This is a genomic window from Variovorax sp. GW821-FHT09B05 (assembly GCF_059418265.1).
Genome location: NZ_JBWKPN010000001.1, coordinates 355706 through 369974 on the forward strand (window position 1 = coordinate 355706; position 14269 = coordinate 369974).

Below are 14269 nucleotides of genomic sequence, written 5' to 3' on the forward strand. Positions count from 1 at the left end.
CGATCAACCGAAGGTGAACGCGAAGGCCTCCACGCCCGAATCGAGAAACTCGATCTCGAAGCGCCGATCCGCCACCGCGCCGCGCTGCCGCACCAGCTGGTAGAGGCGCTGGCCGTCGACCACCCCATTGCCTTGTGCATCGATGTCGATGCCGTGGTCGTCTCCGGGCGGCTTGCCGTCGAGGGTCACCTTGATGCGCACGGGATGCCCCGGCGTCGTCGATCCGAGCACGAGGTGCAGGTCGCGCGCATGGAAGCGGTAGGCGATGCGCCCCCGTGCCTTGTCGAGCACGGCGCTTTGCCCGCCCACGGTCCAGCGGCCGCCGAGCGCCCACTGGTTGGCCTCGAGCCGGGACGGCGCCGTGTAGCCGTGCGCCTTGCCGCGGACCGGGCCGCCGGGCGAGACGAAGTTCTCGGCGCGTTCGTAGCCGATGTAGGTCTCGGGCGATCGCAGGTTCGCGGCGTCCGCCGCGGCCTGCGCGCCTTGCGCCTCGACCTTGACGAGCTCGGCGGGCATCGCGCCTTGTCCCGCCTCGGCCAGCAGCTGCCGGATGACCTGCTCCGACTCGTCGTAGGCGCCTTCGCCGAAGTGGTGATGGCGGATGCGCCCTTGCGCGTCGATGAAGTAGTGCGCGGGCCAGTACTCGTTCCTGAAGGCGCGCCAGATCGCATAGTCGTTGTCGACCGCCACCGGATAGTCGAGCTGCAGGTCCTTCACGGCCTTGCGCACGTTGTCGAGCTTCTTCTCGAAAGCGAACTCCGGCGCATGCACGCCGATCACCACTAGGCCCTTGTCCTTGTACTTCTCGGCCCATGCGCGCACATAGGGCAGGGCGCGCAGACAGTTGATGCAGGAGTAGGTCCAGAAGTCGATCAGCACCACCTTGCCGCGCAGGGGCTCCATGCGCAGGGGTGGCGAGTTGAGCCATTGCACGGCGCCGTCGAGCGCGGGGGCCTGGTCTTCGACCGGCAGCGCCGCGGCGCCGCCGCTCTCGGCCCGCATCGCGGTATTGGCGGCCATCATGGCGTTGCCGGGCGCCATCATCACGGTGGAATCGGGGTCGGTCGTCACCAGCGGCGATTCATCCCTGGGCCGCACCTTGTCGATCAGCGCCTGTTCGACCGAGGCGGTTCCCGCCAGCGAGAGCTGCGCCAGCACGCCGGTGTCCAGCCCCAGCGCGATGGCCGCCACGCCGCACAGCAGGGCCGCGCCGATGCCGCGGCGGATCCATTCGCCCGCGCCCAGCGACCGCTTCATGGCCTTGAACAGCCGTCCGCCCACCAGCAGCGCACCGGCCAACGAGGTGGCCGCGCCCGCCGCGTAGGCCAGCAGCAGCAGCGAGGTCCGGACACTGGCGCCACCCAGTGCCGCGCCGGTCAGCACCAGTCCGAGGATGGGGCCGGCACAAGGCGCCCACAGCAGGCCCGTGGCCACGCCGAGCAGCAGCGACGTGCCGAAGGCGGAGCGCGGCGATCCGCCCGCACCGGTGGTTTCGGCCGAGGCGGACAGCCGCTCGCCCCAGCCCACGAGCGGCCGCGCGAGGCGCTCGGACAGCCCCGGCAGCAGCAGCGCCAGCCCGAACAGTGCCATCAGCACGATCGCCACGACGCGCCCGTACTGGTTCGCCTCCACGGCCCAGCCGCCGCCGACCGCGGCCAGCGAGGCCACGGCCGCGAAGGTCAGGGCCATGCCGATCAGCAGCGGCAGCCCGTTCTTCATGAAGGGCCGGTCGCCACGCGCGAACACGAAGGGCAGCACCGGCAGGATGCAGGGGCTCAGGATGGTCAGGACCCCGCCCAGATAGGCGACGACGAACAGCAGCATGGTGGAAGGCCCGGGTGCGCGGGATCGGAATCAGGCGGCGCCGGGCGCGAACTTCATGGCCAGGCCGTTCATGCAATAGCGCAGGCCCGTGGGCTGGGGGCCGTCGTTGAAGACATGGCCCAGGTGCCCGCCGCAACGGCGGCAATGCACCGCCGTGCGGGTCATGCCGTGGGAGCTGTCGCTCGTCTCGCCGACGGCGTTCGGCAACGGCTGCCAGAAGCTGGGCCAGCCGGTCTTGCTGTCGAACTTCGTCTTCGAGGAGAAGAGATCGAGCGCACAGCCCGCGCAGGCGAAGCGGCCCTCGCGATGTTCGTCGTTGAGCGGGCTGCTGTAAGGCCGCTCGGTGCCGTCCTGCCGCAGCACCGCGTACTGGTTCCGCGTGAGCAGCTTGCGCCATTCGGCGTCGGTCCGGGTGACCTCGAACTTGCCGGGCTCCGCGGCCTGCGCGGCACCGGAGCGCCAGCCCCAGGCGGCGGCCACCGCGGCCCCGAGCGTCGAAGCCGAAGCACCGAGGAAGAAACGACGATCCGAACGATGGGTCATGACAACTCCTGGACGATGGGGCGGATGGCGGCCATCGATATGTACTGTTGAATATAACGAAGCACGCGCGAGACGCCAGCTTGGCGCAACGCCGCCGCTTCGAAGGCTAGTTCGGTTGCCCGGGGCAAAAGGTTACGCCCCCGGCATCCGGCTCGACGGGCCGGCCGCTTGCCGTGGACCTACCCCTTGAGCTCCTCGCCGATCTGGCGCCGCATCTCGTCGGCCAGCGGATGCAGCACGCGGGCCTCGTTCGCCCCCACCACGCCGTAGCCCAGCCCGCGGTCGGCCCAGGCATAGCCGGTGTGCGGGCCGTCGATCCGCTTCATCGTCGGCGTGTCCTGGTCGACGGCCATCGGCCGCACCATCAGCGAGAGCCGCGTGGCCTGCGCGTCCTGGTAGATGAAGAGGCCGGCCGGGCCATGCTCGGTCATGACCAGGCGACCACCCACGAAGCCGTAGCCCGCGGCCGAAAGGTCGGGGATCGCGACCTGCCGTCCCAGCCGCGACGAGACCCAGCTGACGAGCTCCGCGCGCTGGGACGGTCCCATCTCCACGGGGCGCGTGGCATCCGATGCGTAGACGTCGTAGCCGCGCGCCGCCTCGCGCCCCAGCGCGAAGATGCCGCTTCCCTCGGGGGCCTGCACGCCACGCAGCGACCATCCGGCGCCGCCGCCGACGCCGAGCGCGAGCACCAGCGCGGCCGCCATGCCCCACGGCCATCGCCGCGCGGGCTCGCGCCGTGCCTGCGCTTCCTGCCGATCGTGCTCGGCCACCATGCGCGCGAGGTTCAACCCGGGCGGCAGCGGTTCCTCGGCAATGGGGGCCAGCGCTTCGCGCAGCGCGCGCCGGTGCCGTGCATGGGCCTCGACCTCGTGGGCGACATCGGCGTGCTGCCGCAAATACGCCCGCACCTGGTCATGGCGGCGCGGGTCGAGCACGCCATCGACGTAGGCATGCAGGTCTTCTTCGAGGATGGGTCGGGCGTCGGGTGGATCGACGTTCATTTGAGTCTCCGCAGGTGAGGGCGTGCCGCAGGCTCGGCATGCGACGGATCGGCCGGTGCCATGGCCTCGACACCGTCGAGCATGCGATGCAGCCGCTGGCGCGCGCGGGCCAGGCGCGACATGACGGTGCCCACCGGAATGCCGAGCGCCGCGGCGGCCTCGGCATAGGACAGGTCCTCCACGGCGACCAGCAGCAGCACCGCGCGCTGCTCTTCCGAGAGGCCGTCGAGCGCGCGCATCAGTTCGTGGTGCCGCACGCGATGCTCCTGCTGCGCAGGCACGCCCAGCGCCTCTTCGTCGATCTTGTCGATCTCGTCGATGGCCAGGTGCAGGCCCCGGCGCGACTGCTGGCGCATGCGCTGCACCGCGAGGTTGTGCAGGATTGCGAAGACCCAGGACCGCGTGTCCTCGGCCTCGCGCCGCTGGGCCCAGCGCGCGATCACGCGCTCGAGGCAGTCCTGCACCAGTTCGTCGGCCGATTCGCGATCCCGCAGCAGCGCGCGCGCATAGCGCCGCAAGGCGGGAATCATCGGCTCGACGAGCAGGATCAGGTCGCTCATGGATGCGCGCGGCGCTGCTGGGTCAGGGGAAGGCCCGATGCCATCAAAGGTCCTGGATCTGCACCGGGGCCGAGGGCTTGCCGCCGACCTGCGGCGCGATCACCAGGTAGCGCCGAGTATCGCCCGCGGGGCCGCCCTTCACCTGCTGGCGGATCGGCCCGATGGCATTCACGATGGCGGCGCCCGCCGGGTTGGTCATGAAGCTGGCGAGCGGCTGCAGCGTGCCGCTGCCATCGGGCTTGTCGGCCAGCGCGAGCACATAGGGCTGCTTCGGCTCCAGGCCCGTCGCCGAGGCCTGCAGCACCTGCAGCAGGCCCTGGTCGAAGAGCGCGACGCTGGTCGGCGCGCCGGCCGGGGTTGCTTCCTTGCGCGGTCCGGCCGGCACCAGCGAGAGGTGGGCGACCTGGCCGGCCAGTCCCGGCGGCTGCAGGCCCTGCGTGCCGTCGCCCGCGTCGGCCGGCACCGCGTTCGGCACATAGGCGATCGCCTGCGGCGCCTGGCCGATGGGCACGTTCGCGACCACGGTGTGGGTGGCCGTGTCGATCGCGGCCAGCGCATCGGCGTTCTCGAGTCCCACGTAGATGCGCTTGCCGTCGCCCGAGGGCCACACGCCATGCGGCAGCTTGCCGACGGGAATGGTCGCCACCTGCGAGAAGTCGTCGGTGCGGAACACCTTGACCTGGTTGAGGCCGCCCACGGTGACATAGGCGAAGCTGCCCTTGGCGGTGGTGGCGAAGTTGACGTGGTTGGTGATCGGCCCGGTGTCGAAGGCCTTGATCGGCGCGAACGGCGGCTTCGCGTCGAACACCATCGTGCGGCCGATGTCCTTGAGCGTGAACCAGACCTGCCTGCCGTCGGGCGTGGCGGCGATGTTGGGGCAGAACGGGCTGTCCTGCTTCACGCGGCCCACCACCTGCTTGCTGGCCGTGTCGATCACCACGGTCTCGGGATTGAACGAGGAGCAGATGTAGCCGTACTTCCCGTCGGGCGAAAAGATCTGCATGCCCGGACCGTTGGGCGTGGCGATGCGCGTCTTCTCCTCGAAGGTGGCGGCGTCGAGCACCGCCACATGGCTCTCGCCGCGCACCGTGACCCACACCTCCTTGCCGTCGGGCGTGTAGAAGGCCTCGTGCGGCGAGCGGCCCACGTAGGTGGTGTGCTTCACCGCATTGGTCGCGGTGTCGATGAAGCTCACCGAGTTCGAGCCGATCGACACCACCGCGAGCGTGCGGTGGTCGGGCGAGAAGCCCATGCCGTGCACCAGCACCTGGCCGCGGTACAGCGGGCTGAAGTTGCCGGGCGCGGGATCGCCGAGGCGGATCACGCCCAGCAGCTTGTTGTCCACGGGATCGGTGACCGACACCGTGTTGGAGAACTGCTCGGCCGCATAGACGCGGTCGCGGTGGCTCATCACGATGTCGGCCTCCGCGGCGGCACGCGGCGCCTGGCCGGCCTGCGCGCAGGCGGCCGAGGCCAGCAGCGCCATGGCCGTCAGCCAGCGGGGGAAGATGGGGAAGAGGGGAGAGGGGCGGTTCTTCATGGTGTTCTGGTGCTCGAAGGAAAGTGAAGGTGGACCTGGCGGCGCCTACGGGCGCGCGGGCTGCGTGGGCGCGGGCATGGAGGGCGGCAGCGGCTGGTCGAGCGCCAGCCGCATCGCGGCGATCTCCTGCTGCTGCTCGACGATGATTTCCTGCGCGATGCGACGCAGCTGCTCGTTGCTGCCGTGGCGCAGCTCGGCCTGCGCCATGTCGATCGCGCCCTGGTGGTGCGCGATCATCATCTCGGCGAAGTCGCGGTCCACGTCGCCGGAGGACTTGATGTCCATGCCGGCCATCATCCGGGCCATGGCCGCGTCGTTCTCGGCGGCGAAGCCTGCCTGCGCGGGGTCGCGCGAAGTGCAGACGTCCATCAGCCGGGCCATGAGGCCGGCATCGCCGCCCTTGCCGGACGGCGGCGCATGCCATGCGCCCAAGGCCACGGCCGCGCAGGCCAGCGCCGCGGCACCGAAGAACAGCGCGCGAGGGCGCCGCAAGCGGGAGGGAATCGTCGTCAGCATCGGGAGTCCTCTAAATGGAGGGTTGTTGCGGACGTAGACGCCGCCGCGCACCGCTTATTCCATGCGCTCGAACTTTTCTTTTGCGGGGTTCACCGATGCCGGTCGCTTGCCGGTTCGTTCGCGACGCGGTGTAACCGAGGGCGCGATGCGTTCGAACTAGGAACAGGCGCGCCCGCCCGGCTCGTGCCGCACGACCGCACGCCCATCAACGAAAGGTCCCGTCCCATGAACGATTCCCCGACACCCATCGAGCCCGCGTCCTCCGGTCGCTCCCTGTCGCGCCGTGCCGCGTTGTGGGCCGCCGCCGGGCTGGCCGGCCTGGCCGCCTTCAGGCTGGTGCCCAGCCTGGCCGCCGAAAGCGCCATCGTGATTCCCGCGCCCACGGTCGATGCCGCCGCCCCGACCGCGGCCACCGAGGTCGCGGTCATCGCCGGCGGTTGCTTCTGGGGCGTCCAGGGCGTGTACCAGCATGTGAAGGGCGTCGTCAACGCGGTGTCCGGCTACGCCGGCGGCGACGAGAAATCCGCGCAGTACGAGATGGTCGGCACCGGAAGAACCGGCCATGCCGAAGCGGTCGCCATCACCTACGACCCCCGGCAGATCAGCTACGGACGCATCCTGCAGATCTATTTCTCGGTGGCCCACGACCCGACCGAGCTGAACCGGCAGGGCCCCGATCGCGGGACCCAGTACCGCTCGACCATCTTCGCGCAGAACGCGGAGCAGGCCCGTGTCGCCAAGGCCTACATCGAACAGCTCGGGCAGCTCAAGAGTTTCGGCCAACCGATCGTCACGACCATCGAGATGGAGAAGCGCTTCTTCCCGGCGGAGGCCTATCACCAGGACTACCTGACGCGCAATCCCTCGCAACCGTACATCGTCTTCAACGACCTGCCCAAGATCGAGAACCTCAAGAAGGTGTTCCCGGATCGCTATCGCGCCGCGCCGGTGCTGGTGGGCAGTCGCGCGGCCGGCTGACCGGTCCGGTCCGCGCCGGCCGCCCGTGATGGATCTGCCGGTCTACCTGCGCGACATGGACGCGTGAGCCGACGCATCGGCGGGCCGCATCAGCCCGATGGCTTCGCGCGCCAGCGCATCGATCGAATCGGTCAGCACCACATCGAACTCGCCGCGCCGCGCCGCCGGAACGGCCAGCGGCAGCTCGGTGCACCCGAGCACCACCGCGCGCGCGCCTTGCCGCGCGAGCGCGCGAATGCCTTCGGCCGCGGGCGCGAAAGCCTCGTCGATGCGGTTGGCCTTCACGGCCGCGATCGCGGGCACGCACAGGCGCTGCACCTCCTCGGGCGAAGGCTCGATGGTCTCGTAGCCGGCGTCGCGCAGGTGGCGCTGGTAGAGCCCCATCGCGATGGTCGCGGGCGTGCCCAGGATGCCGACCTTGCCCTCGGTCACGCCCTGGCGGCGCAGGTCCGCCACCACGGCCTCGACGATGTGCAGCAGCCGCGTCGGACTGGCGGCCTGCAGCTCGTCGAACCACAGGTGGGCGGTGTTGCAGGGAATGGCGATGCAGTCGGCGCCGCCGGCCACCAGCGTGTCGATGCCGCGCAGCATGCCGGGCAGCGGGCTCGGCCCCTGGCCGAGGAAGGCCGAGGAGCGGTCGGGAATGGCGGGGTCGTTGCACAGCAGCACGGGGATGTGCTGCTGGTCGTTGTCGGCCGGCGTGAGCTGCACCATGCGCAGCGCGAAGGCGGCGCCGGCCAGCGGACCCATGCCGCCGAGCACGCCCAGCCGCCGCGGTGCGGCGTCGATCACGTGGCGGCTCCGTCGCGCCAGGCCCGCGCGAGCCGGGCCGAGAGTTCGGCCGCCGCCTCGCAGGGGTCGATCACGGGCACGCCCACCGCGGCTTCGAGCGGGGCGCGCAGCTCGGCCATGCCGGCGCAGCCGAGCAGCACGACGTCGGCGCCGTCCTCGTCGACCAGCAGGCGCGCCGCCGCGATCATCGGCGCCAGCGCATGGGCGGCGTCGCCCGACAGGTGCACCGGCAGGTCGAGCGGCCGTTCCGCCACGACGCGCTCGCGCACGCCCAGTGCCTCCCAGTAGCGCAGGTGGCGCGGGATGGCGGCACTGGCAATGGCGATCACGCCCACACGCTCGCCGCGCGCCATGGCGGCACGCATGCCGGCTTCGCCCAGGCCGACGACCGGGCGCTCGCTGCGCATGCGCGCGACGGCGATGCCGGGGTCGCTGAAGCAGGCCAGCACGAAGGCATCGGCCTCGGCGGCATGCGCGGCCACGTCGTCGGCCGCGAGGCGCGCGCCCAGCTCGAAGTCGTCCTGCGTGACGATGCCCTGCGGGCCCTCGTGCGCCGTGACGCAATCGAAGTCGCATTGCGCGGGCGGCACGGTGGCGCGGAAGGCGCGTGCCACGGCCTCGGTCACCGAGACGCTGCTGTTCGGGTTCAGCACGCGCACGCGCGGCGGATTGGCGGCGGTGTTCATGCCTTCTCCTCCCCGAGGCCGATCAGCGCCTTCAGCACATGGCCATGCGGGCGCTGCGCGGGTGCCACCGGTGCGCGGCGCGTGAGGTCCGGTGCGCCGCGGCGCAGGTACTGGCCGCTGCCGCGCTCGGCATGCAGCGCGCCGTCCTCGATCACCACGCGGCCGCGGCTCACGACCACCTCGGGCCAGCCCTGGATGGTCCGGCCCTCGTAGGGCGTGTAGCCGGCGTTGTCGTGCAGCATGGCGGCGCTGATGGTGGTCTCGCGCTCGGCGTTCCACACCGCGATGTCGGCGTCCGCGCCCAGCGCGATCGCGCCCTTGCGCGGTGCCAGGCCGTAGAGCCTCGCGTGGTTGGTGGCGGTGAGCGCCACGAACTGGTGGATGTCGATGCGCCCCTTGAGGAAGCCTTCGCTGAACAGCAGCGGCAGGCGCAGCTCGATGCCGGGCACGCCGTTGGCCATTTCCTTGAAGGTGGTGGCGTCGCCCTTGGGCAGCTTGCCGGTCTCGTCGAAGCGGTAGGGCGCGTGGTCCGACGAATAGGTGGCCAGGGTGCCGTCGATCAGGCCACGCCAGATGGCTTCCTGCGCATCGGCATCGCGCGCGGGCGGCGAGCAGCAGAACATCGCGCCTTCCAGGCCCGGGCGGTCCATGTCGTCCGCCGTCAGGAACAGGTACTGCGGGCAGCTCTCGGCCAGCACGTTGGCGCCCAGGGTCTGGGCCTGGCGGATCACTTCCACCGTGTCGCCGCCAGCCACGTGCACCAGCAGCAGCGGCACGTCGACCAGCCGCGCGAGTGCGATGGCGCGGTAAGTGGCCTCGGTCTCGGCCAGCGGATCGTGCGCCACGCCATGGAACTTGGGCGCGGTGTGGCCGCGGTCGATCAGGCGCTGCGCGATCCAGCGGATCATGTCGTTGTTCTCGGCATGCACCATCACCAGCGCGCCCTCGGCCCGCGCCAGCGCGAGCACCTCGAGCAACTGGTAGTCCTCGAGCTTCATGCGGTCGTAGGTCATGTAGACCTTGAGCGAGGTGATGCCGTCGCGGATGGCCGCGGGCAGGTCGGTCGAGAGCGTGGCGTCGTCGGGGTTGGCCAGGATCAGGTGGAAGCCGTAGTCGATCACCGCCTTCTCGGCCGCGCGCCGGCTGTAGTCGGCCAGCACCTCGGGCACCGACATCTCGCGGTGCTGCGCCGCGAAGGGCAGGATGGTGGTGGTGCCGCCGAAGGCGGCCGACACGGTGGCCGAGTAGAAGTCGTCGGCGCACATCATGCCCATGCCCGAGCGCTGCTCGACGTGGCAGTGGCTGTCGATGCCGCCGGGCAGCACCCAGCGGCCGGTGGCGTCGACGTCGCGGCGGCCCGGCGGCAGCGAGCCGCCGATGGCGGCGATGCGGCCGTCGCGCACGCCGAGGTCGCCCTCGACCACGCGGCCGTCGGTGACGATGCGCCCGCCGCGGATCGTGAGGTCGAAGGGTTCTTCGCCGATCAGCGAAGCGATGGTGGTGTCCATGAGGGGTTCCGTGCGCGCGTTCAGACCAGCGGCTCGCCCGCGCCCGTGCGCTCGACGATCAGGCGGTAGTGCTCGGGGCGGCGGTGCTTGGCGAAGTTGAACACGTGCTGGCGGAAGTATTCGCCCAGCGACATGTCGGCCTTCACGCAGATCACCTCGTCCTCTTCCGTGAGCGAGCGCGCCACGATCTCGCCCGTGGGCGCGACGATGGCCGAGCTGCCGATCATGTGGTGGCCGTCCTCCGAGCCGCACTTGGCGGCCGCGGCCACCCAGATGCCGTTCTGGTAGGCATTGGCCTGCAGCGACACCAGGTGCGTGGTGGTGCGCAGGTGCACCGGCTCGTTCCAGTGGATGTTGAGCGAGGGCGTGTTGTAGCCCAGCACCACCACCTCGGCGCTCTGCAGCGCCATCACGCGATAGGTCTCGGGCCAGCGCCGGTCGTTGCACAGGCACATGCCGAAGCGCGTGCCCATGGTGTCGAAGACGCGGAAGCCCAGGTCGCCGACCTCGAAGAACTTCTTCTCCAGGTGCTGGAACGGCGCCTCGGGCTTGTGCTCGGAATGGCCGGGCAGGTGGATCTTGCGGTACTTGCCGACGATGGCGCCCGCGCGGTCCACGATGATCGCGGTGTTGTAGCGCGTGCCCTCGGGCGTCAGTTCGGCATAGCCGAGGTAGAAGCCCAGGCCGAGCGCCTTCGCCTCGTCGAACAGCGGCTGCACCTGCGCATTGGGCATGGCCGGCTCGAAGAAGCGGGCCTCGGCCTCGGCCTCGTCCATCCAGTAGCGCGGAAAGAAGGTGGTGAGCGCGAGCTCGGGGAACACGACCATCTCGGCACCGCGGCCCTTGGCGTCGCGCATCAGCTCGACCATGCGGCGCACGACCGCCTCGCGGGTGTCCGCCAGGTGTACCGGGCCCATCTGGGCGACGGCCAGGCCCAGGGTACGTTTGCTTGTCATCATTGCTTCCTCAATCAGCGTTGGTGGTTGTAGGGGTCAGGCGCCTCAGGCGGCCTTGGGATTCGGGCGGCGCTGGCGTTTCTCCAGCCGCCCCAGCAGCACGACCAGCGGCCACAGCAGCGCGAGATAGATCAGCGCGGCCAGCACGATGGGCGTGGGGTTGTAGAGCATCGATTGCGCGGAGCGCGCGGCATACAGCATCTCGGGCACCGACACCACGCTGGCGATGGTGGTGAGCTTCACCACCTCGATCATGTTGCTCACGAGGTCGGGGAACACGTTGCGCACCGCCTGCGGGATCTCCACGAACAGCAGGCTGGCCGGGCGGCCCATGCCGGTGGACAGCGCGGCCTCGCGCTGGCCGCGCGGCACCGACTCCAGGCCCGCGCGCAGGATCTCGCCGAAGTAGCTCGAGTTGTTGAGCATGAAGCCCAGCGCCACGCAGGCCATGGGCGAGAGCTCCATGCCGAGGTAGGGCAGGCCGGTATAGAGGAAGATCAGCAGCACCAGCGGCGGGAAGGCGCGGAAGAAGTCGATGTAGACAACGAGCAGCGCGCGCACCAGCCGGTTGCGGATCACGAAGCCGGCCAAAGCCAGCACCATGCCGGCCGCCAGCCCGAGCGGGATCACCCAGGCTGACAGCAGCAGCGTGTTGAGCAGGCCCTGCAGGATGTAGGGACCGACCTCGCGCACCACGCCGAGGTTGAAGAAGTACTGGAGGATGAGTTCCATGGAGGGCTCCGTTCGGCGGCGTCAGTGGCGGCCCGCGCCGTGGCGCCGCTCGATGTAGCGCCCGGCGACCACCACGGGCAGGAAGATCACGAGGTAGCCCAGCGCGCCCATCATCAGCGGCGTGGGATTGCCCGCGAAGCTGGTGGCCGAGGTGGCCTGGTTCAGGATCTCGTTGAGCGCGGCCACCGAGCCGTAGGCCGTGCCCTTGGTAATGGCGATCACGCGGTTGGTCAGCGGCGCCACCATCAGCCGGCACGACTGCGGCAGCAGCACGTGCACCATGGCCTGCGTGTGGCTCAGGCCGGTGGAGCGCGCGGCCTCCATCACGCCGCGCGGCTGCGACTCGATGCCGGCCCAGAACACCTCCTCGGAGAAGGCCGCGAGCACCAGCGTCAGGGCCAGCCAGGTCGAGGCGAAGGCACCGAGCGACAGGCCGAGGAAGGGCAGCGCGTAATAGAACAGGATGATCAGCACCAGCGGCGGCAGCGCGCGCAGGATGTCGACCAGCGTCGACACCAGCAGCGGCAGCCCGCGCACCGGCAGGCTGCGCAGGTAGGCCAGCACGATGCCCAGCGCCAGGCCGGCGGCGATCACGGCCAGGCCCAGCTCGATCGTCACGCGCGCGCCGTCCAGCACCTGGGGCAGGTAGCGCGCGGCGATGTCGCCGTTGAAGAAGGTGAAGACGAGCTTGTCGAACTGCATGCGGCGCTTCCGGTCGGTCGCTCAGAGCGCGCGGCTGCCGATGCTGGCGATGAAAGCCGCGGTGCGCGCATGCACCGGCGCCTCGAACACCTGCGCGGGCGAGCCCTGCTCGACGATGGCGCCGCCGTCCATGAACACCACGCGGTCGGATGCCGCCTTGGCGAAGCCCATCTCGTGCGTCACCACCACCATGGTCATGCCGTCGGCGCGCAGCTCACGCATCACCTGCAGCACGCCGCCGACCATCTCGGGGTCGAGCGCGCTGGTCGGCTCGTCGAACAGCACCAGCGCGGGCTTCAGCGCGATCGAGCGCGCGATGCCCACGCGCTGCTGCTGGCCGCCCGACAGCTGGGTGGGGCGCACGCGCGCCTTGTGCTCCATGCCGACGCGCGCGAGCGCCTCCATGGCGCTGTGCTCGGCCGCGTCGCGCGCCATCTTCTTGACCTTGCGCAGCGCCAGCGTCACGTTGCCCAGCACGTCGAGGTGCGGATAGAGGTTGAAGGCCTGGAACACCATGCCCACGCGCTCGCGCAGCCGGTTCAGGTTGGCGCCGCGCGCATAGATGTCGTGGCCTTCCACGCGCACCTCGCCGCGGCTCGCGTCCTCCATGCGGTTGCAGCAGCGCAGCAGCGTGCTCTTGCCCGAGCCCGAGGGGCCGATCACCGAGACCAGCTCGCCCGCCTGCACATCGAGGTCGATGCCATTGAGCACGGGAACGCTGCCAAAGGATTTGTGCAGGTTGCGGACTTGCAGGAGCGGGGAAGACGTCACGGCGATGCTCGGCTGATGGGGGACGGGGTGGACGGGAAGGGCAGGGGCGCGCTTACTTGCAGACCGGCTTGGCGCTCGTGGCCTCGTAGCCGAACAGGCCCGGGATGCCGTGGCCGGCCGGCGAGACCACCGTGGCCGAGTCGGCCGCGGGCTCGGCGCCGAACCACTTCGTGTGCAGCTTCTGCAGCGAGCCGTCGAGCTTCATGCACTTGAGCACGTTGCTCACCTGGTCGCGCCCGGCCTTGTCGTCGATGCGGAACGGAATGGCCCAGACCGAGCCGGTCTTGATGACGAAGGTGGTCTTGATCGCCGGCGCGCTCTTCACGGCCCAGGCCGAGGGCGTGACGCCCGCGAGGTTGGCGTCGCCGCGGCCCGAGATCACGGCCTGCACCGCGTCGGCGTTGGTGCCGTAGACGGCGATCTCGTAGCCGTACTGCGCCTGGTTGTTGCGCGCCCATTCCTCGGGGCCCGAGCCCTTGTTCACGGCGATGGTCTTGCCCTTGAGGTCTTCCAGGCGCTGGATGTCGTTGCGCTCCTTCTTCACGACCAGCGTGAAGTTGTTCTCGAGGTAGCCCTCGGTGAACAGCACCGACTTCGCACGCTCGGGCGACACCGTGGTCGGCGCCATCAGGAAGTCGAACTTGCCCGCGTTGAGCGCCGGGATCAGCGCCGAGTACTGCGCGCCCTCGATCTCGATGCGGCGGCCGAGGCGCTTGGCGATCTCCTCGCCGAGCTCGACGTTGAAGCCCTGGTAGCCGCCGCTGAGCTTGGGGAAGGCATGCGGCGGGAAGTTGGGATCGACGCCGGTGCGCAGCGGCGCGGGCTGGGCGGCGGCGGTGCCGGCGGCACCTGCGATGAGGGCGAAGGCCAGCGGCGCCAGCAGGGACTTGAGGTGACGGAACATGGGCTTTTCTCCAGAAATAGTCGCGATCAAAACGGCGGGGTTCGCGGGGAGCGAACTGCACCGCGGTGGTGTGCGGTGGCGATGCGACGAATTATTTCGAGCGAGAAAAGCGGCGTCGATTGATGCTTTGTGCGGCGTCCTTACGCGCTGGTTAACACCTGGCCCCGGGCTGGTGCGCCATGTTTTGGCGTGCTTATATGCGGTGCGAAGCGCATGCTATTGGGGCATTCCCTGGTCTCGGGCGCCGGGCCGG

15 protein-coding genes are annotated in these 14269 nt (G+C 70.2%); 1 reads left to right on the plus strand and 14 read right to left on the minus strand.

Annotated features, from left to right (window positions below; genetic code table 11):
• Nucleotides 1-3: 3 nt before the first annotated feature.
• The 6 genes from AC07RM_RS01460 to AC07RM_RS01485 form a co-directional block, all read right to left on the minus strand.
• Nucleotides 4-1824: a cytochrome c biogenesis protein DipZ gene (locus tag AC07RM_RS01460; RefSeq protein WP_495332428.1), complete on the minus strand. Its 1821-nt coding sequence runs from the start codon at nucleotides 1822-1824 to the stop codon at nucleotides 4-6.
• Nucleotides 1825-1854: 30 nt separating this feature from the next.
• Nucleotides 1855-2367, minus strand: a complete 513-nt coding sequence (gene msrB / locus AC07RM_RS01465; RefSeq protein ID WP_495332430.1) for a peptide-methionine (R)-S-oxide reductase MsrB — start codon at nucleotides 2365-2367, stop codon at nucleotides 1855-1857.
• A 179-nt stretch (nucleotides 2368-2546) separates the two neighbouring features.
• Entirely contained in the window at nucleotides 2547-3371 is an 825-nt protein-coding gene (locus AC07RM_RS01470) for an anti-sigma factor family protein (RefSeq protein ID WP_495332432.1), read from the minus strand.
• Nucleotides 3368-3931 (minus strand): sigma-70 family RNA polymerase sigma factor, encoded by a 564-nt coding sequence (locus tag AC07RM_RS01475; protein ID WP_495332434.1) that lies wholly within the window; start codon nucleotides 3929-3931, stop codon nucleotides 3368-3370. Before AC07RM_RS01475 ends, AC07RM_RS01470 begins: the two co-directional genes overlap by 4 nt.
• 43 nt (nucleotides 3932-3974) lie before the next feature.
• On the minus strand, nucleotides 3975-5471 hold the full coding sequence (locus AC07RM_RS01480) for a YncE family protein (RefSeq protein WP_495332436.1): 1497 nt from the start codon (nucleotides 5469-5471) through the stop codon (nucleotides 3975-3977).
• A 45-nt stretch (nucleotides 5472-5516) separates the two neighbouring features.
• Entirely contained in the window at nucleotides 5517-5987 is a 471-nt protein-coding gene (locus AC07RM_RS01485) for a DUF305 domain-containing protein (RefSeq protein WP_495332438.1), read from the minus strand.
• A 225-nt stretch (nucleotides 5988-6212) separates the two neighbouring features.
• Here AC07RM_RS01485 and msrA point away from each other — a divergent pair, with 225 nt between their 5' ends.
• Complete coding sequence (gene msrA / locus AC07RM_RS01490; RefSeq protein WP_495332440.1) at nucleotides 6213-6965, plus strand: peptide-methionine (S)-S-oxide reductase MsrA; 753 nt, start codon at nucleotides 6213-6215, stop codon at nucleotides 6963-6965.
• A 42-nt stretch (nucleotides 6966-7007) separates the two neighbouring features.
• Here msrA and cuyB read toward each other — a convergent pair whose 3' ends face one another.
• Genes cuyB through AC07RM_RS01530 form a run of 8 tightly spaced genes read right to left on the minus strand, consistent with a single transcriptional unit; the run spans nucleotide 7008 to nucleotide 14016 of the window.
• Nucleotides 7008-7757, minus strand: coding sequence for a cysteate racemase (gene cuyB / locus AC07RM_RS01495; protein WP_495332442.1), 750 nt, complete (start codon nucleotides 7755-7757; stop codon nucleotides 7008-7010).
• Nucleotides 7754-8443: an aspartate/glutamate racemase family protein gene (locus AC07RM_RS01500; RefSeq protein WP_495332444.1), complete on the minus strand. Its 690-nt coding sequence runs from the start codon at nucleotides 8441-8443 to the stop codon at nucleotides 7754-7756. Before AC07RM_RS01500 ends, cuyB begins: the two co-directional genes overlap by 4 nt.
• Entirely contained in the window at nucleotides 8440-9951 is a 1512-nt protein-coding gene (gene hydA, locus AC07RM_RS01505; RefSeq protein WP_495332446.1) for a dihydropyrimidinase, read from the minus strand. The genes AC07RM_RS01500 and hydA overlap by 4 nt, the downstream gene beginning before the upstream one ends.
• A 20-nt stretch (nucleotides 9952-9971) precedes the next feature.
• Nucleotides 9972-10907, minus strand: a complete 936-nt coding sequence (locus AC07RM_RS01510; protein WP_296782365.1) for an N-carbamoyl-D-amino-acid hydrolase — start codon at nucleotides 10905-10907, stop codon at nucleotides 9972-9974.
• 45 nt (nucleotides 10908-10952) lie between these two features.
• The gene (locus AC07RM_RS01515; protein ID WP_057593062.1) at nucleotides 10953-11639 is read right to left on the minus strand and encodes an amino acid ABC transporter permease; all 687 of its coding nucleotides are present in this window, start codon (nucleotides 11637-11639) and stop codon (nucleotides 10953-10955) included.
• Nucleotides 11640-11660: 21 nt separating this feature from the next.
• The gene (locus AC07RM_RS01520) at nucleotides 11661-12341 is read right to left on the minus strand and encodes an amino acid ABC transporter permease (protein WP_093349652.1); all 681 of its coding nucleotides are present in this window, start codon (nucleotides 12339-12341) and stop codon (nucleotides 11661-11663) included.
• A 21-nt stretch (nucleotides 12342-12362) separates the two neighbouring features.
• Complete coding sequence (locus AC07RM_RS01525) at nucleotides 12363-13112, minus strand: amino acid ABC transporter ATP-binding protein (protein ID WP_093349649.1); 750 nt, start codon at nucleotides 13110-13112, stop codon at nucleotides 12363-12365.
• A gap of 52 nt (nucleotides 13113-13164) precedes the next feature.
• Complete coding sequence (locus AC07RM_RS01530; RefSeq protein WP_296782369.1) at nucleotides 13165-14016, minus strand: transporter substrate-binding domain-containing protein; 852 nt, start codon at nucleotides 14014-14016, stop codon at nucleotides 13165-13167.
• Nucleotides 14017-14269 lie beyond the last annotated feature (253 nt).

Bases quoted from the DNA above. Each gene is read 5' to 3' on its own strand.
- AC07RM_RS01480 (WP_495332436.1), bottom strand. From the start codon at position 5,471: ATGAAGAACCGCCCCTCTCCCCTCTTCCCCATCTTCCCCCGCTGGCTG.
- AC07RM_RS01470 (WP_495332432.1), bottom strand. From the start codon at position 3,371: ATGAACGTCGATCCACCCGACGCCCGACCCATCCTCGAAGAAGACCTG.
- AC07RM_RS01460 (WP_495332428.1), bottom strand. From the start codon at position 1,824: ATGCTGCTGTTCGTCGTCGCCTATCTGGGCGGGGTCCTGACCATCCTG.
- AC07RM_RS01510 (WP_296782365.1), bottom strand. From the start codon at position 10,907: ATGACAAGCAAACGTACCCTGGGCCTGGCCGTCGCCCAGATGGGCCCG.
- AC07RM_RS01530 (WP_296782369.1), bottom strand. From the start codon at position 14,016: ATGTTCCGTCACCTCAAGTCCCTGCTGGCGCCGCTGGCCTTCGCCCTC.
- msrB (WP_495332430.1), bottom strand. From the start codon at position 2,367: ATGACCCATCGTTCGGATCGTCGTTTCTTCCTCGGTGCTTCGGCTTCG.
- AC07RM_RS01500 (WP_495332444.1), bottom strand. From the start codon at position 8,443: ATGAACACCGCCGCCAATCCGCCGCGCGTGCGCGTGCTGAACCCGAAC.
- AC07RM_RS01515 (WP_057593062.1), bottom strand. From the start codon at position 11,639: ATGGAACTCATCCTCCAGTACTTCTTCAACCTCGGCGTGGTGCGCGAG.
- AC07RM_RS01485 (WP_495332438.1), bottom strand. From the start codon at position 5,987: ATGCTGACGACGATTCCCTCCCGCTTGCGGCGCCCTCGCGCGCTGTTC.
- msrA (WP_495332440.1), top strand. From the start codon at position 6,213: ATGAACGATTCCCCGACACCCATCGAGCCCGCGTCCTCCGGTCGCTCC.
- AC07RM_RS01520 (WP_093349652.1), bottom strand. From the start codon at position 12,341: ATGCAGTTCGACAAGCTCGTCTTCACCTTCTTCAACGGCGACATCGCC.
- AC07RM_RS01475 (WP_495332434.1), bottom strand. From the start codon at position 3,931: ATGAGCGACCTGATCCTGCTCGTCGAGCCGATGATTCCCGCCTTGCGG.
- hydA (WP_495332446.1), bottom strand. From the start codon at position 9,951: ATGGACACCACCATCGCTTCGCTGATCGGCGAAGAACCCTTCGACCTC.